The sequence below is a fragment of the Streptomyces alanosinicus genome, from assembly GCF_014650595.1.
Taxonomy (GTDB): Bacteria; Actinomycetota; Actinomycetes; order Streptomycetales; family Streptomycetaceae; genus Streptomyces; species Streptomyces alanosinicus.
In genome coordinates, this window is record NZ_BMVG01000034.1 from 1 (window position 1) to 19,420 (window position 19,420).

Annotated in this window: 16 protein-coding genes; 2 read left to right on the forward strand and 14 right to left on the reverse strand. The window is 71.0% G+C overall.

Translation table 11 applies throughout. The features are described from left to right. Positions 1–80 precede the first annotated feature (80 nt). From IE277_RS37135 to IE277_RS37150, 4 genes are all read right to left on the reverse strand, one after another. Positions 81–1,166 (reverse strand): DUF4419 domain-containing protein, encoded by a 1,086-nt coding sequence (locus IE277_RS37135; protein ID WP_229882236.1) that lies wholly within the window; start codon positions 1,164–1,166, stop codon positions 81–83. A gap of 208 nt (positions 1,167–1,374) precedes the next feature. After that, the gene (locus IE277_RS37140; protein ID WP_189958146.1) at positions 1,375–1,725 is read right to left on the reverse strand and encodes a DUF1048 domain-containing protein; all 351 of its coding nucleotides are present in this window, start codon (positions 1,723–1,725) and stop codon (positions 1,375–1,377) included. Position 1,726: 1 nt separating this feature from the next. Further along, on the reverse strand, positions 1,727–2,083 hold the full coding sequence (locus IE277_RS37145; protein WP_189958147.1) for a DUF1048 domain-containing protein: 357 nt from the start codon (positions 2,081–2,083) through the stop codon (positions 1,727–1,729). Further along, complete coding sequence (locus IE277_RS37150) at positions 2,080–2,406, reverse strand: PadR family transcriptional regulator (RefSeq protein ID WP_189958148.1); 327 nt, start codon at positions 2,404–2,406, stop codon at positions 2,080–2,082. The genes IE277_RS37145 and IE277_RS37150 overlap by 4 nt, the downstream gene beginning before the upstream one ends. 263 nt (positions 2,407–2,669) lie before the next feature. Here IE277_RS37150 and IE277_RS37155 point away from each other — a divergent pair, with 263 nt between their 5' ends. Beyond that, a complete protein-coding gene (locus IE277_RS37155; RefSeq protein WP_189958149.1) occupies positions 2,670–3,521 on the forward strand; it encodes a hypothetical protein in 852 nt (283 codons plus the stop codon). A gap of 254 nt (positions 3,522–3,775) precedes the next feature. Here the strand turns inward: IE277_RS37155 and IE277_RS37160 are convergent, their stop codons facing one another. Next, complete coding sequence (locus tag IE277_RS37160) at positions 3,776–5,320, reverse strand: FMN-binding glutamate synthase family protein (RefSeq protein ID WP_189958150.1); 1,545 nt, start codon at positions 5,318–5,320, stop codon at positions 3,776–3,778. A 342-nt stretch (positions 5,321–5,662) separates the two neighbouring features. Beyond that, the gene (locus IE277_RS37165; RefSeq protein ID WP_189958151.1) at positions 5,663–6,412 is read right to left on the reverse strand and encodes a TioE family transcriptional regulator; all 750 of its coding nucleotides are present in this window, start codon (positions 6,410–6,412) and stop codon (positions 5,663–5,665) included. 58 nt (positions 6,413–6,470) lie between these two features. On the opposite strand from IE277_RS37165, the gene IE277_RS37170 reads away from it, so the two are divergent. Then, entirely contained in the window at positions 6,471–7,676 is a 1,206-nt protein-coding gene (locus IE277_RS37170; protein ID WP_189958152.1) for an erythromycin esterase family protein, read from the forward strand. Positions 7,677–7,690: 14 nt separating this feature from the next. On the opposite strand, the gene IE277_RS37175 is transcribed toward IE277_RS37170, so the two are convergent. From IE277_RS37175 to IE277_RS37210, 8 genes are all read right to left on the reverse strand, one after another. Continuing rightward, entirely contained in the window at positions 7,691–8,734 is a 1,044-nt protein-coding gene (locus IE277_RS37175) for a hypothetical protein (RefSeq protein ID WP_189958153.1), read from the reverse strand. A gap of 5 nt (positions 8,735–8,739) precedes the next feature. Next, entirely contained in the window at positions 8,740–9,579 is an 840-nt protein-coding gene (gene ddaH / locus IE277_RS37180) for a dimethylargininase (RefSeq protein ID WP_189958154.1), read from the reverse strand. After that, complete coding sequence (locus IE277_RS37185; RefSeq protein ID WP_189958155.1) at positions 9,576–10,358, reverse strand: 4'-phosphopantetheinyl transferase family protein; 783 nt, start codon at positions 10,356–10,358, stop codon at positions 9,576–9,578. The genes ddaH and IE277_RS37185 overlap by 4 nt, the downstream gene beginning before the upstream one ends. 77 nt (positions 10,359–10,435) lie before the next feature. Next, positions 10,436–11,140: a 3-oxoacyl-ACP reductase FabG gene (gene fabG / locus IE277_RS37190; protein ID WP_189958156.1), complete on the reverse strand. Its 705-nt coding sequence runs from the start codon at positions 11,138–11,140 to the stop codon at positions 10,436–10,438. Between the two features lie 43 nt (positions 11,141–11,183). Next, entirely contained in the window at positions 11,184–15,083 is a 3,900-nt protein-coding gene (locus IE277_RS37195) for a non-ribosomal peptide synthetase (protein ID WP_189958157.1), read from the reverse strand. A gap of 391 nt (positions 15,084–15,474) precedes the next feature. Continuing rightward, the gene (locus IE277_RS37200; RefSeq protein ID WP_189958158.1) at positions 15,475–16,755 is read right to left on the reverse strand and encodes an aspartate aminotransferase family protein; all 1,281 of its coding nucleotides are present in this window, start codon (positions 16,753–16,755) and stop codon (positions 15,475–15,477) included. Further along, entirely contained in the window at positions 16,752–17,963 is a 1,212-nt protein-coding gene (locus IE277_RS37205) for an ATP-grasp domain-containing protein (protein WP_189958159.1), read from the reverse strand. The genes IE277_RS37200 and IE277_RS37205 overlap by 4 nt, the downstream gene beginning before the upstream one ends. Before the next feature lie 33 nt (positions 17,964–17,996). Then, positions 17,997–19,403: an MATE family efflux transporter gene (locus tag IE277_RS37210; protein ID WP_229882237.1), complete on the reverse strand. Its 1,407-nt coding sequence runs from the start codon at positions 19,401–19,403 to the stop codon at positions 17,997–17,999. Positions 19,404–19,420 lie beyond the last annotated feature (17 nt).

Genomic DNA, 19,420 nt, shown 5'->3' on the forward strand with positions numbered 1-19,420 from the left:
CGAGCCACCCGATCAAACGGACACGCCACTGGCGAGTGAACCTGACCAAGCCCTACTAGGTGCATTGATCACGAGCACTGTCAACGCCGGCCGGGCTCGGGCAGGCGCTCGCCGCGGGGCTCGGTAGCGGGGAGCAGTTCCGCCACGGCGTAGCCGAGGCACGGCCGGATCCACTCACCGTCGCGTTCTGTGCCGAGCACACCACCGAGGAAGGCCATCTCGAAGGTGCCGGTGGGCGTCTCCCAGCGGAACGGGACGCGGGAGATGTGCGAAGGGAAGTGCTCCTCGTCGGTGGTTCCCGGGCCGAACGACTGCTTGGGAAACGGTCCGTCGTCGGTGTATCGGTGGGCGAAGAAAGCGGTGATCCAGCCAGTGACCTTGTCGCCGCCGGAGGCCGACTCCCACTTGTAGAGCGAACGCCAGAACTCCTCGTCGATACCCCACCCCGAGGCCGTCGCACAGATCGAGTCCAGCACCGGGTGCAGGGCGGCGAACCACGGCCGTAGGCCGTCGAACCATCCTTCCAGCTCCCGTACCCGGGCCGCCAGCAGGCGCCAGTCCCGGTCCGTGCCCTCCAGTCGGATCCGGGGAATGCCGCAGAGCGAGACCCACCGGAAGCGGTAGTACGGGCTGACCACGTCCATCAGCGCCACCAGCGCGGCCGTGGCATCGGTGCGGGTGGTGGTCGAGAAGGCGGGCTGGAACAGGTCGGCTACGTCATCGCCGATGCGGGCACGCAGGGGCTGTTGGACCAGGTGGATCGAGCGCTCCCAATCCATCGGAGCCACATCGTCGCGGACGGCGATGGTCTGCTGGTGCCCCGGCGTTTCGGTGAAGAGTCCCGCGTAGGTGCCGGAGTTCAGGCGGACGTGGACGGCTACCTCGTGCACGACGGCGTACCAGAGCACGTCGGGTGAGAGGCTCAGTGGCAGGTGAGCCGTGAAGCACAGGTGGACGGCGCGCAGCAGGAGGCTGGAGGTGGGCTCGGTGTTCTCCGGAACATCGCCGGACCGGCCGACGAGGCGATCCGTGCTGCGGTGGTGGAAGCGTGCCTGGTCGCGTAGCACGGCCCGCAGGAAGCGCTCGTTGTCGAGTTCGGTGAGCTCGGAAGCGAGCCGAGCGGCCTCGGCGTCTTCAGCGAGCGGCAGGTCCATCTCGAAAGCCATCCGTATCCCCCGGAAACCGTGATCGGCCCTGATCCTAAAGGGCCGGTGAGACCCTCACGGCGGGCATGGCAGGCCAGGGCGTAGACGGGAGATCCCGGGAGCGCGGGAGCGTGTCGAGTGACCGGGTGGTCGGCGACGTACCCGAGGCTGTCGGCGGCGTCGGTCTCGGTCACGTGCTCCCGCGCTGCCGCGCTGCCGCAGGGCGCCGTCAACCTGTCTGATTTTGCCGGTCTGCGCTCTCGTCCGTGCCGGGTTTCCCGCTGATGGACTCCTGATAGACGTCCGCGTAGGTGCGTGAGTCCTTGACCAGGTCGTCACAGAAGGCGGCGACGTCGTGGCCGATGAGTTCCAACACTCCCTTGCCGGCCGCGACGCCTTCCTCGAAGAAGTCGACAATACCGGGGAGCAGGCGCCCGTCAGGTAGATCGATCGGGCCGACCTTGAACAGGTACCTCTGCATCTCCTTGTAGACGATCTGGTAGTCCGGCGGGAGCGCCTTGACCCGAGCCATGTGCGCCCGCCACTGCTTCTTGCCCTCGATGATGTCTTGGATGCCCACGTCAGCCTCCCAGCCGGCCCAATTTCCTTGCGACGTTCCTGTTCAACTGCTCGCGCCACCGGTCGCGATAGGTTCGGGCCCCCTCACCGCCGGCCAGTGCCGCGCAAAAGCCGGGGATGTCGTCGCCGAGCACCTCGTGGATGCTCTGCCGGTCCGCCGATGCCTCTTCGAGCAGCCCCAGGGCGGCGTCGAGGATCGGCATCAGGTTGCGACCGGTGAAGTCCGCGTAGGGGAAGAGGTGGCCCTTGATCTGGTCCCACGCCGGCCGGTAGTCGGCCGGCAATGCCTCTGCCCGGGCTTCGAACGCCTTCCATTCCCTGGTGAGATCGCTGCCTGTGATGGTCTCCCAGAAGTTCATCTCCCGCCCTCCTTGAGCTTGTCGATGCGTGATGAGAGGTACTGCCATTTCGCCCAGAACCTCGCGAGTTCCTCGCGCCCGGCGTCGTTGAGCGCGTAGAACTTGCGCGGCGGGCCCACCTCGGACGGCCGTTTCGTCACCTGGACGAGTCTGTTCCTCTCCAGTCGCAGCAAGATGGTGTACACCGTCCCCTCGACGACGTCGGTGAAGCCGAGCTCGTTCAGCCTGCGCGTGATGGCGTACCCGTAGGTCTCCTCGCCTGCGATGATTTCGAGCACGCAGCCCTCGAGCGTGCCCTTCAGCATCTCCGTCAGGTCGTCCATCGCTGCTCCTCTTCGCCCCTCCTGGTACCTCGTAGTACCGAGTACTGCTATACGGTACCACGCAGTAGACGGCCAAGCCCAGGCCGCGGGCGTCCAACTCACCTGCCAGCAGTAGCCGTCAGAGGTGAGCCCAGTCCCTCGATACGTACACACCACACAGCAGAGTGCGCCTGTGCGCCCCCGGTGCGGACATCCCAGCATCCGGGAGACCTCACAGGATGGAGGCTTGAGGCACAGGTGAGTTCGTTGAGGAGGACTACGGCATGACCGAGTCGCGCTCTGGCGGTATCAGCGGTGTGGCGGGTGGCAAGTCTCGGTTCGACGACATCTACGACCGGCCCGACCCGCGCGCGTACTTCGCCCGGCTGGCCCCGCTTCAGTACGAGATCCCGCACCACGCCCAGCCCGACTTCCGTCAGACCGCCGCCGAGCGGACCGCCCTCGACGACGGCCACCCACGCCCACCGGCGGTGCTGGACCTGTGCTGCTCGTACGGAATCAACGCCGCACTGCTCAACCACGACGTGACCCTGGCGGATATGTACCAGCGCTACACCTCCAGCACCGCCCAGACCATGTCGACAGCCGAGCTCACCGCCTGGGACAAGGAGTTCTACGCCGAACGCCGCCGGTCGGACGCGGTCCCCGTGTTCGGCCTGGACGTCTCCGGACCGGCCGTGGCGTACGCGCACGCGGTGGGCCTGCTGGACGTGGCGTTCACCGACAACCTGGAACAGGTCCCGCCCAGCCCCCGGCTGGGCCGCGCACTCGCACAGGTCGGCCTCATCACGCTCACCGGGGGCGGAAGCTATATCACCGCCCGGACCTTCACCACCCTGCTGGCCAAGGCCCGGCGGCCGATGTGGGTCAACGCGTTCGTGCTGCGGACCATCTCCTACGACCCGATCGAGCAGGCCCTGGCCGCACACGGACTGCGGACGACCTGCGATCCCTCCCGAACCTATCCGCAGCGGCGCTTCACCGACACCCGGGAACAGCGCTACGCCATCGAGGCGGTACGAGCACTGAGCCACGATCCCGCCGACCGCGAACAGGCCGGCCGCTTCCACACCCTGCACTACGCATCCCGCCCCGGCCCCGACACCTCCCGCTAGCCGAGCGCAGCCGCCCCTCCCCCGCACCGCGCACACGCCATGGCCACCCAGGTCGTCGCCTGTTGTCGGCACAGTGCTTGTGGTTGCTGGGGAAGAGCGGCTGTCCGGTGCACCTGTCCCGACCTAGGGCCTGTCCGGCCCTCAGGTCAAAGGCACCGCCCCACGCCCCCGGCCATCCCGCCGGCTTCAGCGAAGGCGGCTCGGAGCCCGGCACGAACGTCAGGTAGAGCGCGGCGCTTGTCGATGTCGTCGGGTCAGACGGCCGGCTTCTCGTCGGCGGTCGGCCTGGTGACGAGCAGTGCCGTGATCTCGTCGGCGAGGTGCGGGCCGAGCTGTCCCCAGCCGTCCTTGTAGCCGTAGACACTGGCCAGGGTGCGGGCCTCGTAGTCGCCGTTCATGATCTCGATGTCGTCGGCCGTGATGAGTCCCGGGTGGGCGACGCCGACGGCTCCCGACACCTTGATCAGCTCCCTGCGCAGGGTGCGCAGGTAGACGGCGGCCCGGGTGGCCTTCGAGGCCGGGTCGAGGCCACGGGCCAACCACGCGTTCTGGGTGGCGATGCCGGTGGGACACGTGTCGGTGTGGCATTTCTGCGACTGGATGCAGCCGATGGACAGCATCGCCTCACGAGCCACGTTGATCATGTCGGCACCCAGAGCGAAGGCGACCGCGGCGTTCTCGGGCAGGCCGAGCTTGCCGGAGCTGATGAAGGTCAGCTCGTCGGTCAGACCCAGCTCGGCGAAGGTTCCGTAGACCCGGGAGAAGCCCATCCGGAACGGCAGCGACATCGAGTCGGCGAAGATCCGCGGCGCCGCCCCGGTGCCGCCCTCACCTCCGTCGATGGTCACGAAGTCGACACCACGGTCACCGCGCGCCATCAGCGTGGCCAGCTCCTGCCAGAAGCCCATCTCTCCGACCGCGCTCTTGACCCCGACCGGCAGACCGGTCTCGGTGGCGATCAGTTCGACGAAGTCGAGCATCGAGTCGACGTCGCTGAACGCGGTGTGCCGCGACGGGGAGGCGCAGTCCTTGCCGACCGGGATGCCGCGGATCCGGGCGATCTCCGGGGTCACCTTCGCGCCCGGCAGCATCCCGCCCAGCCCTGGCTTGGCGCCCTGGGAGAGCTTGATCTCTATCGCCCTGACCGGAGCGCCGGCGACCACGTCCTTGAGCTTGTCGAGGTTGAAGCTGCCGTCCTCGTTGCGGCAGCCGAAGTACGCCGTACCGATCTGAAGGACGAGGTCGCCGCCATTGCGGTGGTACGGCGAGAGACCGCCCTCGCCCGTGTTGTGCATCGTGTCCGCCAGCGCCGCCCCCTTGTTGAGCGCCGTGATGGCAGCGCCGGAGAGCGATCCGAAGCTCATCGCCGAGATGTTCACCACGCTCGCCGGCCGGAACGCCTTGGCGCGCCCGCGCGGCCCGCCCAGCACCTTGGCCGAGGGCAGTGGCGCCTGCGGGTCGTGCGCGTCGGGCAGGGTTCCGGCGAACGTGCGCTGCTTCAGGTAGGCGTGCCCCTGCACGTGCTCGACGTCTACCTCGGTTCCGAACCCGAAGTAGTTGTTCTCCTCCTTCGCCGACGCATAGATCCAGGTGCGCTGGTCACGACTGAACGGGCGCTCCTCCTCGTTGGACGTCACGATGTACTGCCGCAGCTCCGGCCCGATCGTCTCCAACAGGTACCGGGCATGCCCGACCACCGGGAAGTTTCGGAGCAGTGCGTGCCTCTTCTGGACGAGGTCGCGGGCTGCCAGGAGCGCCACTGCGGTTGCCGCGGCCGCGCCGATCCTCCGGGCGTACATGAACGTTCCTCCTCGATGCACGACTCCATCGCCATGCGGTGGAGTCGTTGTGTCGCGTTGGGCGTTGGACGGCGGCCACGGCCAGGCGGGCATCAGCGTCCGTCGAAGAATGCGAAACGATATTAGGAGACCGCGCGCACAGGCATCTGCTCAGGGGGCCGGTCCGGGTCCGGCTCGCGCGGTACGGCGTGTGGGCGGCCGCGCCGGGTTCGCGTAGGCGCCGCAGCTCGCGGCCCGCGGCCCGCGGCTATCGCAGGCAGATCAAGGCGCAGGCCGACCTCCAAGAGGAGCGCCGCCACTGCCCGTTGGTGCGGCACCACATCGACATGCCCCGCGGACGGGTCATCCGAGCTTGCGGAGGTACGCCTCCAGTTCCGCGGCCCCGGTCAGCATCGCGCGCCCGCGGGCCGACAGCCGGCCGTGCCAGTCGCGCAGTGCGGCCTCCAGTGGCTCCAGCCCGCCGGCCGACCGGACCTGGGCGATCAGCGGAGCGATCTGCTCCAACAGGTAGCCGCCCCGCCTGAGCTGGTGAGCCAGCCGGGCGTCCCGTACGTCGGCCTCGTCGTAGACGCGGTACCCGGTGATCGGGTCGCGGCGCGGGCGCACCAGCCCGGCGCGCTCCCATTTGCGCAGCGTCGCGGGCCGGATTCCGAGCTTGTCCGCCAGCGGCCCGATGAACGTGCCCCCGGGCCCGGACACCGCGGCCGACTCGGACTCCGCGCCGGGCTCGGGCGCCGTAGCGGGACCAAGGTCACGGAGGGCGCTCTCCACGGCCTGGAGGGTCCGCCGGTCGTCGAGGAGCTGAGCGTGGCTCGCGTCGATGAGGCGGAGGGCCTCGTCGACCACTCCCTCGTTCACGGCCCGCATGATCGACGTCGCCGTCTGGTGGCCGTGGCCGGGCACCAGGGCGAGAAACGCGCGCAGGGCCCCCGCGTGCAGCGCGGTATAGACGCGGTAGCCGTGGAGTGTGCGATCCGCGGCGGGAAGGATGCCGGCCTCCTCGTAGTTCCTGACCGCCTGTGTGGACAGACCATGCCCGCGCGCCAGATCAACCGGCCTGAGCCGATCACCGTTTTGAAGGTTTCGCCCCATGGAACCGACGATATCGCGACCAAGTTTCAACCGAGGGTTCAGCGATAGCGTTGAAGGCATGGATGCTGACATCAAGGACACCGCCCATGCCGTCGAGGCTGCCGCCGTCATGAGGCTGCTCCCGGCCCGGCCGCGACTGCTCGCCCTGGGTGAGCCCAACCACGGCGAGGACGCTCTGCTCGACCTGCGCAACGAGCTCTTCCGACAGCTTGTCGAGCAGGAGGGCTACCGGACGATCGCGATCGAGAGCGACTGCATGACGGGCCTGGTCGTGGACGACTACGTCACCTCGGGCCAGGGCTCCCTCGACGAGGTCATGGAGCGTGGCTTCAGCCACGAGTGGTTCAACGTGTCGGCGCCCAACCGTGAACTGGTGCGCTGGATGCGCGCGTACAACGACGGCCGGCCCGCGTCCGAGCGGCTCCGCTTCGCCGGCTTCGACGGCCCGCTGGAGATCACCCACGCCGCAAGCCCCCGGCACGCCCTCACCGCACTCCACGGCTACCTCGTGGCCCGTGTGGACCCGGGCCTGCTCCCCTGCACCCCGGACACACTCGACCGTCTGCTCGGCGCCGACGACCGGTGGACCGCCCCCGCCGCGATGACGGACCCGGCCCGGTCCGTGGGGCAGTCGGCCGAAGCCGGCCGACTGCGGCTGCTCGCCGACGATCTGGTGGCACTACTCGACCAGCAGACGCCGCACCTGCTCGCGGCGACCTCACGGGACGACTGGGACCGGGCGCGCCTGTACGGACGCACCGCCGTCGGCCTGCTGCGCTACCACCACTGGATGGCCGACGCCTCCCCGGCCCGCATGACACAGCTGTGCGCGCTGCGGGGTTTGATGATGGCTGACAACCTCCTCGCCCTCGCCGAACGGGGCCCGGCCCTCGTCCACGCCCACAACTCCCATCTCCAGCGGGAGAAGAGCACGATGCAGCTGTGGGAGGGCGCGGTGGCGTGGTGGAGCGCCGGTGCGCTGGTGAGCGCCCGACTCGGCGAGGAGTACGCCTTCGTGGCCACGGCCCTCGGCACGATCCGGCACCAGGGAGTCGACGCCCCGCCCCCGGACACCGTCGAAGGACTCCTGTACGCGCTCCCGGAGGACCGCTGCGTCGTCGACGCCCGGCGGCTGGCCGCCGCCCTCGCCGGCATGCCGCCCGCCCCCCGCGTTTCCCCCTGGTTCGGCTACGCCCCGCTTGACCCGGCCCACCTGGCGAACAGCGACGGCATCGTGTACGTCAAGGACGTCCCGCGCAGCTAGGACCGTGTAGGTGTTCAGGACGGCCGGGTGTGTGTCTCCGGGGCGGCCGCCACCGATTCCCACAGCTTCGCGGTCACCTCGTCCAGTTGGTCGAACCGCTGCGTGATCCGCTGCCGCACCGACGGCGCGGACGTCGCCTCGTAGCGCAGGGCGAGCACACCCATGGCTTCCCAGTGCCGCGTGGCCTCCGCATGCAGGGTCAGGCTGCGCTCCGAGGCACCGGCGGCCCGCAGGGAGTGGGCCATCAGCTTCAGGCTGGGCACCGCGTAGAGGACCGAGGCGTGGTGGAACAGTCGACGGGCGCCGTAGGCGGCACGTTCGGACGAGCCTGCGAAACACTCCTCGCACAGCGCCTGATAGCGGCGGATCGCCTCCCGGAAGCGCTCCTCGGCGAAGAACCGCTCCGCCTGACGGGTCAGCGCACCGCTCAGCTCCGCGCCGTTCGGGCGCCCCTCGCCGTCGGCCGCGGCCGGGTCCGGGGAATCGGCCGCGAGGAGGTCGTCGGAGACGGCGTAGAAGAAGCCCATCGCGTCATGCGCGTCGCTCTTGATCCGGTCGGCCGCCGAGCGGACGAGGTCGTCGATGGTCACCACGGCCCGGCAGCTGTACGGCTGCGGGCCGACGACGAGGCTGTCGTGTACGTCGACGTGGCTGTGGTTGGCGGCGATGCCCTGGACCACGACCGCGTGCAGGTACGGGTTGTTGTCCCGGTAGACGTCGGCGTAGTTGAGGTGGGCCGTGTTGACCCACACGATGACCGCCCGGTGCCGTGCCAGCAGCGCCTGAAGGTGCGGGCCCGGCGCGTCGAAGTCGATGGGCTCCTTGTGCACCGTGAACCCCGACCGGGTCATGCCGAGCGCCCCCGCCTCCTCGACCGGGAAGATGTACTCGGGGTATCCCGACTCGTCCAGGCCGGCCTGGAACAGATAGCCGTCCCCGCACTCGAAGACGGTCTGTTCCGCCACGGGGCGGCCGGCGAGGCCGGCGAGGACCGAGTAGCTCCCGGTGAGGCAGTTGACGGCAGACTCGCCGTACCGCTCGACGATGTGGCTGTCCATCGGCGTCAGCCCCGCAGTTCCAGGGTGCAGCACTTCACGCTGCCACCCGCCTTGAGGAGTTCGGTGAGGTCCACCCCTATCGGCTCGAAACCGCGCTCGGCGAGCCGCCCGGCGAGTCCGGTGGCCGACTTCGGAAGCAGCACGTGCTTGCCGTCCGAGAGCATGTTCAGCCCGAACACCGCGGCGTCCTCGTCGGTCGCGAGCACGGCGTCCGGGAACATGGCGCGCAGCACCGCCTGGCTGCCCTCGGTGAACGCCTTCGGGTAGTACGCCACCTCGTCCTCGGACAGCACCGCGAGCGCGGTGTCCAGGTGGTAGTACGACGGGTTCACCAGCCGGAGTCCGGTGACGGGCAGCCCGAAGAACTCCTGTGCCTCGAAGTGCGAGCGCTGGTCGGTGCGGAAGCCCGTGCCGGCGAGCAGCCGGCGGCCGACGACCAGATAGTCGCCCTCGCCCTCGTTGATGTGCTCCGGCCAGTACAGCTCGTCGAAGCCCTGCCGCTGGAACCACTCCAGGTACAGGGGGCCCTCCGCGGTGCGCTCGACATGCCGGAAGCGAGCGCCGAACACCTTGCCGTCGACCACGGTGGCGCCGTTGGCCGCGAAGACCATGTCGGGCAGGCCGGGAGCCGGCTCGATCTCCAGCACGGTGTGCCCGAGTTCCCGGTACAGATCGCGCAGCCCCTCCCACTGGCGCAGCGCGAGGCCGCCGTCCACGGGCTTGCCGGGGTTCATCCAGGGGTTGATGGAGTAGGTGACGCCGAAGTGGCGCGGGGGGCACATCAGGAACCGGCGCGGGGTCGCCGTCCGGGTCCGGTTGTCTGCCACGGACTGGTTCGCAGTCATGCGTGTTGCTCTCCTGAATAGGCGAATGAATGGGCGAAGCGGGCGGCATCGAGGTCGCTCCCGCCGTCGAGGGCGGGGGTGGTGTGCGCGACGGCGGCAGCGATCAGCCGGCCGTCCGGGCTGCTCCAGTCGGCGAACCGCCAGTCGGCGAGGAGCCGGTCGGCGTGCCGCCCGTCGGCCGACCGCCGGCCGGCCGGTGCGCCGGAGGCCGCGAGGTCGGTTCCGCGCAGTTCGCCGAGCGTTGTCACGCCCACCTTCACCAGGGCCTCCTTGCGCACCCACAGCCGGAGGAAGGACCGTGCGGGGTCGGGGTCGGCGTGGACCGCGGCGAGTTCGGCGGGGGCCAGGGCCCGGGCGGCCACCCGCGGGGAGAACACCGCGTCCGCGGCGTCCTCCACATCCACACCGACCGGGCCCATGCCTGCGGCGCCGGCGACGGCGCCCCTGGCGTGGGAGAGGCTCACGCCCACGTCGGGCCGGTCGCGCAGGAACGGCCGGCCGTGGTCCTCGCCGCCGCACTCGGCGCAGCGTTGACCGAGCACCAGGGCGGCGGGGTCCACGTCCAGCAGACGCGCCGCGCACAGCCGTACCAGCACATGCGCGGCCAGGTAGTCCGCGCGGCGCTCCCCCGCCGGCAGCCGGGCGGCCCGGTCCCGTTCGTACGGGGCGAGCGTGACGGCGTCCAGCAGCGGCAGGACGTCCTCGGTGGCGCGAACCAGGGCGAGGGGGGTGGGCGTGCCGGGGCTCGGGCTCGTGGTACGCGGCGGCCGGGTGGACACTTCCTGTTCCTCCTCGTGTGGGGCGGATCCGGCCGTCCGTGCTGCGGTGCCGGGTGGTGCGCGTGCCGGGGTGCAGGTCAGTGGCCCATGCCGACCCCTCCGTCGACGCGCAGCACGGTGCCGGTGACATAGCCCGCGTCCTCGCCGGTGAGGTAGCCGACCGCCGCCGCGACCTCGTCCGGGGTGGCCATACGGCGCATCGGCACCGTCGCCAGCAGGCTCTGCCGCTTCTCCTCGGGCATGGCCGCCACCATGTCGGTGTCCGTGTAGCCGGGAGCGACGACGTTGACGGTGATGCCGTGGCCGGCCACCTCCCGCGCGAGTGACCGGGCGAAGCCGATCAAACCGGCCTTGGAGGCGGCGTAGTTGGTCTGTCCGACCGCGCCGGACAGCGCGACGGTGGAGGACATCAGGACGATGCGGCCCCAGCGGGCGCGCATCATGCCGCGCAGCACAGGCTTGACTCCGTGGAACGCGCCGAGCAGATTGGTGTGCAGCGGCGCCTCGAAGTCCTCGGCGGTCATGGCGGCGAACGGCCGGTCCCGGGTGATGCCCGCGTTGTGGACGAGCACCTCCACCGGGCCCAGTTCCGCCTTGACCTGTGCGCAGGCCTCGGTCACCGCCTCCGCGTCGGTGACATCGCAGCGTACGGCGGACAGCCCGGCGGGCGGCTCACCGGAGCGGTGGCTGACGGCGACCCGGTCGCCGCGGGCGGCCAGATGCCGGGCGACGGCCAGGCCGATCCCGCGGTTCCCGCCGAGTACCAGGGCAGTACGGGGCATAGTGCGAGCCCTTCTCCGTTTCGTGTCCGGTCCCACGGGACCGCTAGCGGTCCAGCTGCGGGGCGGTGTTGTCGAGCGCGTCCAGCGCCTTGGCCACCAGGTCGCCGATCTCCCGGGCGGGGCGGGCGTTCATCATCTCCATGTGGGCGCAGGCGATCCGGTGCTCCAGCAGCCGGCCCTCGACATACGGCAGCCAGGGCTCGCGGAAGGTCGGCGGCCGGCCCGGTTCCTCGGCGGCGACGAAGAACAGCACGTCGCCGCGGTAGCGTTCGGGACGGAACTGGTCGCGCACCCGGATCAGGTTCTCCACGACCGCCAGCAGCCGCTTCTCGTCGGGCACGACCTGGCGTACGGCGGCCGTCTCGGCCTCGATCAGCTCCCACACGTCCGCAGGGGTGTGCTCGTCGCCGGTGACCATCACCGTGTCCAGCATCGCGACCAGTTCGACCCGCTCGCCCTCGGCCTGCAGCCGTGCGGCCAGTGAGTGGGCGACCAGGCCGCCGAAGGACCAGCCGAGCAGCCGGTACGGCCCGTGCGGGCGGACGGCGCGGATCTGGCTCAGATAGTCGTCGAGCAGTTCCACGTAGCTGTCGGACATCTCGTCGGCGGTGGTGATGCCGCGGGCCTGGAGGGCGTACACCGGCTGTTCGGAGTCGAGCCTGCGCATCAGCGCGGCATAGCTCCAGCTGAGCCCGAATCCCGGGTGGACGCAGAACAGCGGGGGCCTGCTGCCGCGGGTGCGCAGCGGCAGCAGCACCCCGAAGTCGTCTGTCGGGGCCGCTTTCGCGGCGGCCGCTGCCGCCGGTGCGGCGGGGTCCGGGCGCAGCCGCTGCGCCAGGCCCTGCACGGTCGGCGTCTCGAACAGGTCACGCACGGTCAGCTCGGTGCCCAGCCGCGCGCAGATCCGGCGGACCAGCCGGATCGCCAGCAGGGAGTGTCCGCCGATGTCGAAGAAGCTGTCGGTGGCCGACACCTCGGGCAGACCGAGCGCCTCGGCGAACAGCGCGGCGAGGGTGATCTCGTCTTCGGTACGGGGCGGCCGGCCCGCGAGGGCGCCGAAGCCGGGGTCGGGCAGCCGGCCGCGGTCCAGCTTGCCGGCGGGCGACAGCGGCAACGCGTCGAGCGGTACGACGGCGGCCGGGACCATGTACTCGGGCAGCAGCCGGGCGAGCGCGGCGCGCAGTCGGTCCGGGGCCGGTGCGGCGCCCGGTGCCGGTGTGACGTAACCGACCAGCCGGCGTTCGCCCTGGCCGTCCTCGTGCACGACGACGACGGCCTGGGACACCTCGGGCTGTGCTCCGAGGACCGCCTCCACCTCGCTCAACTCGACCCGGAAGCCGCGGAGTTTGACCTGGTCGTCGGTGCGTCCGACGTACTGGAGCTGTCCGTCGGGCCGGCGCAGCACGATGTCGCCGGAGCGGTACATGCGCGCTCCGGGCTCCCCGAAGGGGTCGGGGACGAAGCGGGCCTCGGTGAGGTCGGGCCGGTGCAGATAGCCACGGGTGACGCCGGCGCCGGCGATGTACAGTTCGCCGGGCACGCCCACGGGCAGGGGCCGCATCCGGTCGTCGAGGACGTACAGGCGGGTGTTGCGCAGCGGGCGGCCGATGGGCGGCGCCTCCCGCGCGGCCCCGTCCGCTTCGGTGCCCTGGGGCGCGGACGCGCTGGCGTACACCGTCGTCTCGGTCGGGCCGTAGGCGTTGACCAGCCGGGCGCCGGGTACGGCGGCCCGCAGCCGGGCGGCGACCTGCGGGGTCAGTGCCTCGCCCGCGAGGACGAGGTGGTCGGCGCGCAGATCAGGGGCGCCGTCGGCGATCAGCCGGTCCAGGACCGAGGGGACACCGCTGACGAGTGTGCCCTGCCAGCCGCCGCGTTCGCCGATCTCCAGCAGGTCGCGGACGATTTCGATGCTGCCGCCGTTGAGCAGCGGCCCGAGGATCTCGAACACGGAGACGTCGAAGCTGAGGGAGGTAGCGGCGAGCACCCGCCCGAGCCCGTCACCGAAGGCGTCGGCCGCCCACGCGACGAGGTTGGCGATGTTGCGGTGGGTGACCGCGACGCCCTTGGGCCGGCCGGTCGAGCCGGAGGTGTAGATGACATAGGCGGTGTGGTCGGCGGTCACGGCGGACGCGAACGGGTCCTCGCCGGGCGCCTTGAGAAGGGCCGTCACCTGCGGGTCGTCCAGCAGCAGGACCGGGGGTGCGCCGGGCCCGGCCGGGAGGCTGGCGACGGCGGAGGTCTCGCTGATCACCAAGGCGGGGGCGGCGTCCTGCACCATGAACGCCAGTCGCTCTCGCGGATATACCGGGTCGAGCGGCACATAGGCGGCTCCGGCGCGCAGCACGGCGAGCAGGGCGACGACGGTGGTCGTGGAGCGGCGGGTCGCCAGGCCCACGAAGTCGCCCTCGCGGACGCCGCGTTCGGTAAGCAGCCGGGCCATCCGGGCGGAGCGCCGGTCGAGGTCGCGGTAGCTGAGGCGGTCCGTGCCGCAGACGACGGCGAGGGCGTCGCCCCGCCGGGCGGCCTGCCGGGCGAACAGGGCCGGCGCGGTGTCGTCGGTCCGGGGCGCGCCGGTGTCGTTCCAGTGGTGCAGGACGCGCCGTCGCTCCTCCTCGTCCATCAGGTCGAGGTCGGCGAGGGGGACGCGGGGATCGGTGCAGACGCCGACGAGCAGGTGGGCGAGGTGGTCCGCGAGGGCATGGACGGTACGCGCGTCGAAGCGCTCGGTGTCGTACTCGACGTAGAACCGGATGTCGTCCCCCGCCTCCACGAAGGTGAGCATCAGCTCGAACGCGGCCGTGGAGTTGGCTATCGGCAGCGACTCCACGAGCAGCCCGGCTTCCGGCTCTGCCGCGGGACCGGTGCGGACGTGGTTGAGGGCCAGTTGGAAGACCGGCTGACGGCCCGCGGACCGGGGCGGGTTGACGGCGTGGACCAGTTCGTGGAAGGCCACGCCCTGATGGCGCAGCGCCTGGAAGGTACGGCCCTGGACCTGGCGCAGCAGCGGCAGGAAGTCCTCGTCGGCGTCGAACCCGATGCGCAGCGGCATGGTGTTGACCGTCAGGGCGACCAGGCCTTCGGAGCCCGGTTCCAGCCGGGTGGACAGGGGCACGCCGAGCACGATGTCGCGCTCGCCGGTGTAGCGGCCGAACAGGGCGAAGGCACCGGCGGCCAGTACGGAGAAGAGGCTCGCGCGGTGTTCGGTGGCGAGCGCGCGCAACCGGGCCGCCACCGGTTTCGGCAGGTCCCGGCGGTGGGTGGCCGCGCGCCGGCGGGTGGTGCCGCCGAGCCGGGCCATGGGCAGGTCCAGGGTGGCGGGCGCGCCGTCGAGTTCGGTGCGCCAGTGTTGCAGGGCCCGGGTCCGGCGCCGGTCGAAGGCCTTGGAGAGCCGGGCGGCGACATGGTCGGCGTATCCGAGGGCGGGCGGCGGCAGCGGGTTCTGCCGTCCCTCGGCGCGGGCCGCGTAGAGGGGGCCGAACTCGCGGGCGAGTACGTCGAGGGAGTCGCCGTCCGCGATGCTGTGGTGCGCCACGAGCAGCAGGACGTGCCGCTGCCCGCCGAGTCGGAACAGGGCGGCCCGCAGCAGTGGCGCCCGGTCGAGCGGGAACGGCCGGTCCTGGGCTTCGGTGAAGTACCGGTCGAGGACGGCGTCGGCGGGGTCCTGGTCCGGGGCCGCGAGGTCGACCTCCTCCAGGGGCACGGTCACCGCGTCCGCGATCGTCTGCCGCGGCCCGCCCTCGTGCTCGGTGATGCTCACCCGCAGCGCCTCGTGCCGCTCGGTCAGCGCGCGCAGCGCGCCGTCGACGGCGGCGCGGTCGAGCGGGCCGGTGAGCCGCAGCGCCAGGGCCAGGTTGTGGGTGCCCGGCCGGCCGTGTGCCGCCTCGGCGAACAGCACGCTCTCTTGGGTGGGGAGGAGGGGAAGGCTCCTGGCCTCAGTGTTCATGTCTAGTCCCGTCGGCAGGGGGCGGGCGGTCCGACTTCCGGGCGGCTCGGGCGGAGTCCGGGGCGCGGGTGGCGAGGCGGTGCGGGTGCGATCCGGGCGGCGCGGGCCGCGGCCCGGGGATCACGGCCCGGGGACCACGGCCCGCGGAGCGCGGTCACGGTCGTGCCAGGGGGGTGCGGTGTGCCGGGCGGACGCGGTCGGCGGCGTCCGCCCGGCGGAATGCGCGGGCTGGCGGGGCCCGGACCGGAGCACGGCCCGGGGGTCGGTCGTTCGGATCGTGCCGGGGTCGGCGGCCCCGTCGGACGCCGTCGACCGGCCCGGGGCCGACCTGGCCCTGCGACCTGGTCCGGCGAACTGATCCGGCGGACTGATCCGGAACAAGAGTCCAGTCCTAGGCGGGGGTGACCCGCGGTGTGTTCGGGTCGGTGGCGAGGAATGCGACGGCGCGAGCGGCGAAGTCCTCAAGGGTCTCGTCCGGCGTCGCGGCGGAGATGTACATCGGCTCCTCGATGTCCGGCGCCAGGTGATAGCCGTCCTTCCGGATGCCCGCGTACAGCGTGGTGTAGGGCGAGTGCGGCTGGGCCGCGACATCCGCCTTGCGGCGGACCGGGGTGCCGCGCGGGACGAAGATGAACGCGAAGATGCTGCCGGTGCGCACGAAGTGGAAGTCGAGCCCCTTCTCGGCCCGGTGGCGCTCCACCGCCGCCTCCAGCAGGGCGCCCTTGCGCTCCAGCTCTTCGTAGAAGCCGGGCTCCGCGAGCACGTCGAGCGTGGCGAGGCCGGCCGCCATGGTCAGCGGGTTGCCGGCCAGGGTGCCGCCCTGCAGGACCCGCTCCTCGTCGAGCAGCCGCATGATGTCTCGGCGGCCGCCGAACGCGCCGACGGGCGTGCCACCACCGATGATCTTGCCGAACGCGGTGAGGTCGGGGGTGACCCCGAGCAGGTTGCTCGCGGGGCCGTAGGTGAGCCGGAAACCGGTGATGACCTCGTCGAAGATCAGTACCGCGCCCTCGCGGTCACAGATGCGGCGCAGGTCGGCGAGGAAGCCGTCCTCGGGCAGCACGAGGGACATGTTGCAGGCGATGGGTTCCACGACGACGGCCGCGATCTCGCCGGGATGCTCGGCGAAGGCGCGCTCGACGCTCGCGGTGTCGTTGTACTCGGCGTAGACGTTGGAACGCATCGCGGCCGGGTCGAGACCGGCGTCGCGCATGCGGGCCTCGTCCTTGTTCTGCACCAGGTCGAAGTGGCCGTGGTAACCGCCGTTGAAGCGCAGCACTCCGGTGCGTCCGGTGTAGGCCCTGGCCAGCCGGAGCGTGGACATCACGGCCTCGGTGCCGCTGCACACGAAGCGCAGTTGCTCCAGGTGTCCGGCGGTCGCGGTGATGCGCTCGGCCAGCTCGATCTCCTGCACGCAGTACGTGCCGAACAGGGTGCCGTCCACGGCCTGGCGGGCGATGGCGGAGCTGACGGCCTGCGGCGCATGGCCGAGGATCAGCGGCCCGAAGCCGTACATGAAGTCGATGTACCGGGTGCCGTCGATGTCGTGGAGGTACTGCCCGTGGGCCTCGGCGACGACCAGGGGCTCGGTCTCCACGTTGCGGCAGGCGCGCAGCGGCGAGCTGGCGCCGATCGGGATGGTGTGCAGGGCACGCTTGATTTCCGGCCTCATGAGGACTTTTCCGTTTCGGTCTCGATCGTGCAGTCGGTCATCAGGACATCCAGCAGTGCCTCGGCCTCTTCCCGGGTGTCCCGGGCGAAGTAGGCGGTCAGGACCGTCTCGAAGTTGAGTGGCGGAGCGAGCACGAACTGGCCGTCCTGGCGGTGCAGGTGCACGGTGGTGACGCCGTTCTTGCGGCAGACCTCGACCGCGCGGGCGGTGTTCCTGAGGAAGCCGCTGCGCTCGATGGGGGCGTCGTACTCCAGCGCCACCCGATGGTGCAGCGGCTTCGGGTCGACGGCCTCGCGGCCCAGCCGGTGCAGCAGGTCGTAGGCGTCGAGTCCGGTGCAGATGCGCAGTTGCTGGTAGGTGGTGGTGCCGCCGCCGCACAGGCGGGGGGCGAGTTCGAGGATGCGCAGGCGGCCCTGCCCGTCGAACCGGAACTCCGCGTGGAAGGGGGAGTTGTCCAGGCCGACGCCCGGGATCACGTTCTCCAGCAGGGCGGTGAAGTCACGGCCCAGTTCCGCGTCGAACGGCTCGGTCAGATAGGCCACTTCGTGGAAGAGCGGACCGACCAGGGGCGGCAGCTTGCGGTGGACCTGGAGCGGGATGATCCGGCCGTCGCTGACCATGCCGTCGACGGCGTACTCGTTGCCGTCGAGGTACTCCTCCGCGAGCATCCGGGACTGGCCGTTGCCCTCCCGCAGCACGGTGCAGACGCGCTTGGTCTGCAGGAACGCCTTCGGGAACTCATCCGGTGTCTCGGCCTTCACCACGCCCGCGCTGTAGAAGCCGTTCGACGGCTTGACCACGACGGGGAAGGACAGGTACTCGGTGACGGCGGCGAGTGCCTGGGGCGCCTTCGCCGAGGAATCCAGTTCGATGTGGCGGGTGATGTGGTCGCGGACCGCGGGGTGCGCCTTGAACCGGGTCTTGTCGGCGAGGCACAGCAGTGTGTCGATGTCCCGGGTGGGCATGCCCAGTTCACCCCGGAGCAGCTCCAGCTGGATCTGGTAGCTGTCGTGGAAGGAGATCACGTCGTCGAGGCCGGTGAGGTCCACGACGGCGCGCGCGGCGCCCGCGACGGTGTGCCGCCAGTTGTCGCGGTCGTCGGCGGCGAGCTGCGGAGGGGCGAAGAAACGGACGGTGATGCCCCGCTGCTCCGCGTAGTCGAGGTAGTCGCGGCAGTCTTCCTCGCGACCGAGAAGGAGGATGTTCACGGAAAAAGGCCACGCTCTCTGTCTGGTGGGCTGTCAGGCGGTCTGCTGGACCGGATCGGTGGTGTGGAGCCTGTTCTCCTCGCCTGCGACGGCACGCCGGACGCGCCACAGGCAGACCACCGCCATCGCGGCCTCGAAGGCGGAGAAGATCACCCACATGATCGGCAGCATGTCCGGCCTGTCTCGGTTGAGCAGCACGAACACGGTGATCGTGGGCACGCACAGGACCCACATGAGGACGATCCGTGCCACGAACCCGAAGCGGGCGAGGCCGAGGCACTCCAGGACGCCGGAGCCGACCATGGAGAACATGAAGGCTGCGGAGTACGTCCACAACACCCGCGAGGTGTCCACGGCGTGGCCGGTCACGGCGGAGTCGGCACCGTCGAGCCCGAACGGGCTCAGCAGGAGCGTCGGGGTGGCGATCTGGAGGACGGCGACCACGGCGACGTACACGCCGGAGGTCATCAGCGTGACCCGCATGATGTGCGGGATGTCGCGGTGCCGGCCGGCGCCGACGGCCTTGCCGCACAGGATGTTGCAGCCCATCCCGAGGCCGATCAGGGGGATGACGGCGGCGTAGTTCAGGGCCAGTGCGACGTTGTTCGCGGCGAGCGCCACCGACCCGAGGACACCGGCCAGCCACACGAACGCTGTCTGCCCCAGCTCCTCCAGGCTGAGCGAGCCGCCCGCGGGGGCGCCGCGCCGCAGCCGCAGCCAGAGCACCTGGGCGACCTGCCTGACCCCCTGGCGCACGAGCCGGACCAAGCCCGACGCGTAGCCGCGGGGCAGGCACACGACGTAGCCGAGGCACATGACGGACACGGCGCTGAGCGTGCCGAGCGCGGAGCCCCGCATGCCCATCTCCGGCAGTCCGAAGCGCCCGAAGACCAGCCCGATCGTCATCACGACGCCGACCGCCTGCCCGATGATGCCGACGGTCATCGGGATCCGGGTCCGGCCCATCCCGTTGAAGTACGACGACAGCGCCATGTTGAGGGTCATGACGGAGCCGTAGACGGTGGACAGGCCCAGGAACTGCGCCTCCAGTGCCTCGATGTGCGCGGGCTGCCCGCTCAGCTGCGGCATCCGGGTCAGCAGCGGGGTGGCGAGCAGCAGCAGCGCGGAGAGCAGCAGGGCGAGGACGACTCCGTTGGCCCCCTCGTCCCGCGCGCCGCGCTCGTCACCGCGGCCGTGGGCCTGCGCCACATAGGAGCGGGTGATGCCGACCGCCCCCGTGGTCACCATGATCACCGTGGTGGCGGTGAAGACGGCGGGCCCGGACGCCTTGAGGGCGTCCTCCGAGTAGCGGGCCAGGCAGATCCGGTCGACCAGCATCAGGACCAGGTTGCCGACCATGCCGAACATCAGCGGCACGGAGACACGGATGACCTCGCGCATCGCCCCCAGGTCGAGCAGCCGCGTCCGGGCGGTGCTCATCGCCTCTCACCGGCTCC

What these genes read in the sequence shown, in the direction of transcription:
- IE277_RS37135 (WP_229882236.1), bottom strand. Translation starts at nt 1,166, where the DNA reads ATGGCTTTCGAGATGGACCTGCCGCTCGCTGAAGACGCCGAGGCCGCT.
- IE277_RS37145 (WP_189958147.1), bottom strand. Translation starts at nt 2,083, where the DNA reads ATGAACTTCTGGGAGACCATCACAGGCAGCGATCTCACCAGGGAATGG.
- IE277_RS37150 (WP_189958148.1), bottom strand. Translation starts at nt 2,406, where the DNA reads ATGGACGACCTGACGGAGATGCTGAAGGGCACGCTCGAGGGCTGCGTG.
- IE277_RS37155 (WP_189958149.1), top strand. Translation starts at nt 2,670, where the DNA reads ATGACCGAGTCGCGCTCTGGCGGTATCAGCGGTGTGGCGGGTGGCAAG.
- IE277_RS37160 (WP_189958150.1), bottom strand. Translation starts at nt 5,320, where the DNA reads ATGTACGCCCGGAGGATCGGCGCGGCCGCGGCAACCGCAGTGGCGCTC.
- IE277_RS37165 (WP_189958151.1), bottom strand. Translation starts at nt 6,412, where the DNA reads ATGGGGCGAAACCTTCAAAACGGTGATCGGCTCAGGCCGGTTGATCTG.
- IE277_RS37170 (WP_189958152.1), top strand. Translation starts at nt 6,471, where the DNA reads ATGGATGCTGACATCAAGGACACCGCCCATGCCGTCGAGGCTGCCGCC.
- IE277_RS37175 (WP_189958153.1), bottom strand. Translation starts at nt 8,734, where the DNA reads ATGGACAGCCACATCGTCGAGCGGTACGGCGAGTCTGCCGTCAACTGC.
- ddaH (WP_189958154.1), bottom strand. Translation starts at nt 9,579, where the DNA reads ATGACTGCGAACCAGTCCGTGGCAGACAACCGGACCCGGACGGCGACC.
- fabG (WP_189958156.1), bottom strand. Translation starts at nt 11,140, where the DNA reads ATGCCCCGTACTGCCCTGGTACTCGGCGGGAACCGCGGGATCGGCCTG.
- IE277_RS37195 (WP_189958157.1), bottom strand. Translation starts at nt 15,083, where the DNA reads ATGAACACTGAGGCCAGGAGCCTTCCCCTCCTCCCCACCCAAGAGAGC.
- IE277_RS37200 (WP_189958158.1), bottom strand. Translation starts at nt 16,755, where the DNA reads ATGAGGCCGGAAATCAAGCGTGCCCTGCACACCATCCCGATCGGCGCC.
- IE277_RS37210 (WP_229882237.1), bottom strand. Translation starts at nt 19,403, where the DNA reads ATGAGCACCGCCCGGACGCGGCTGCTCGACCTGGGGGCGATGCGCGAG.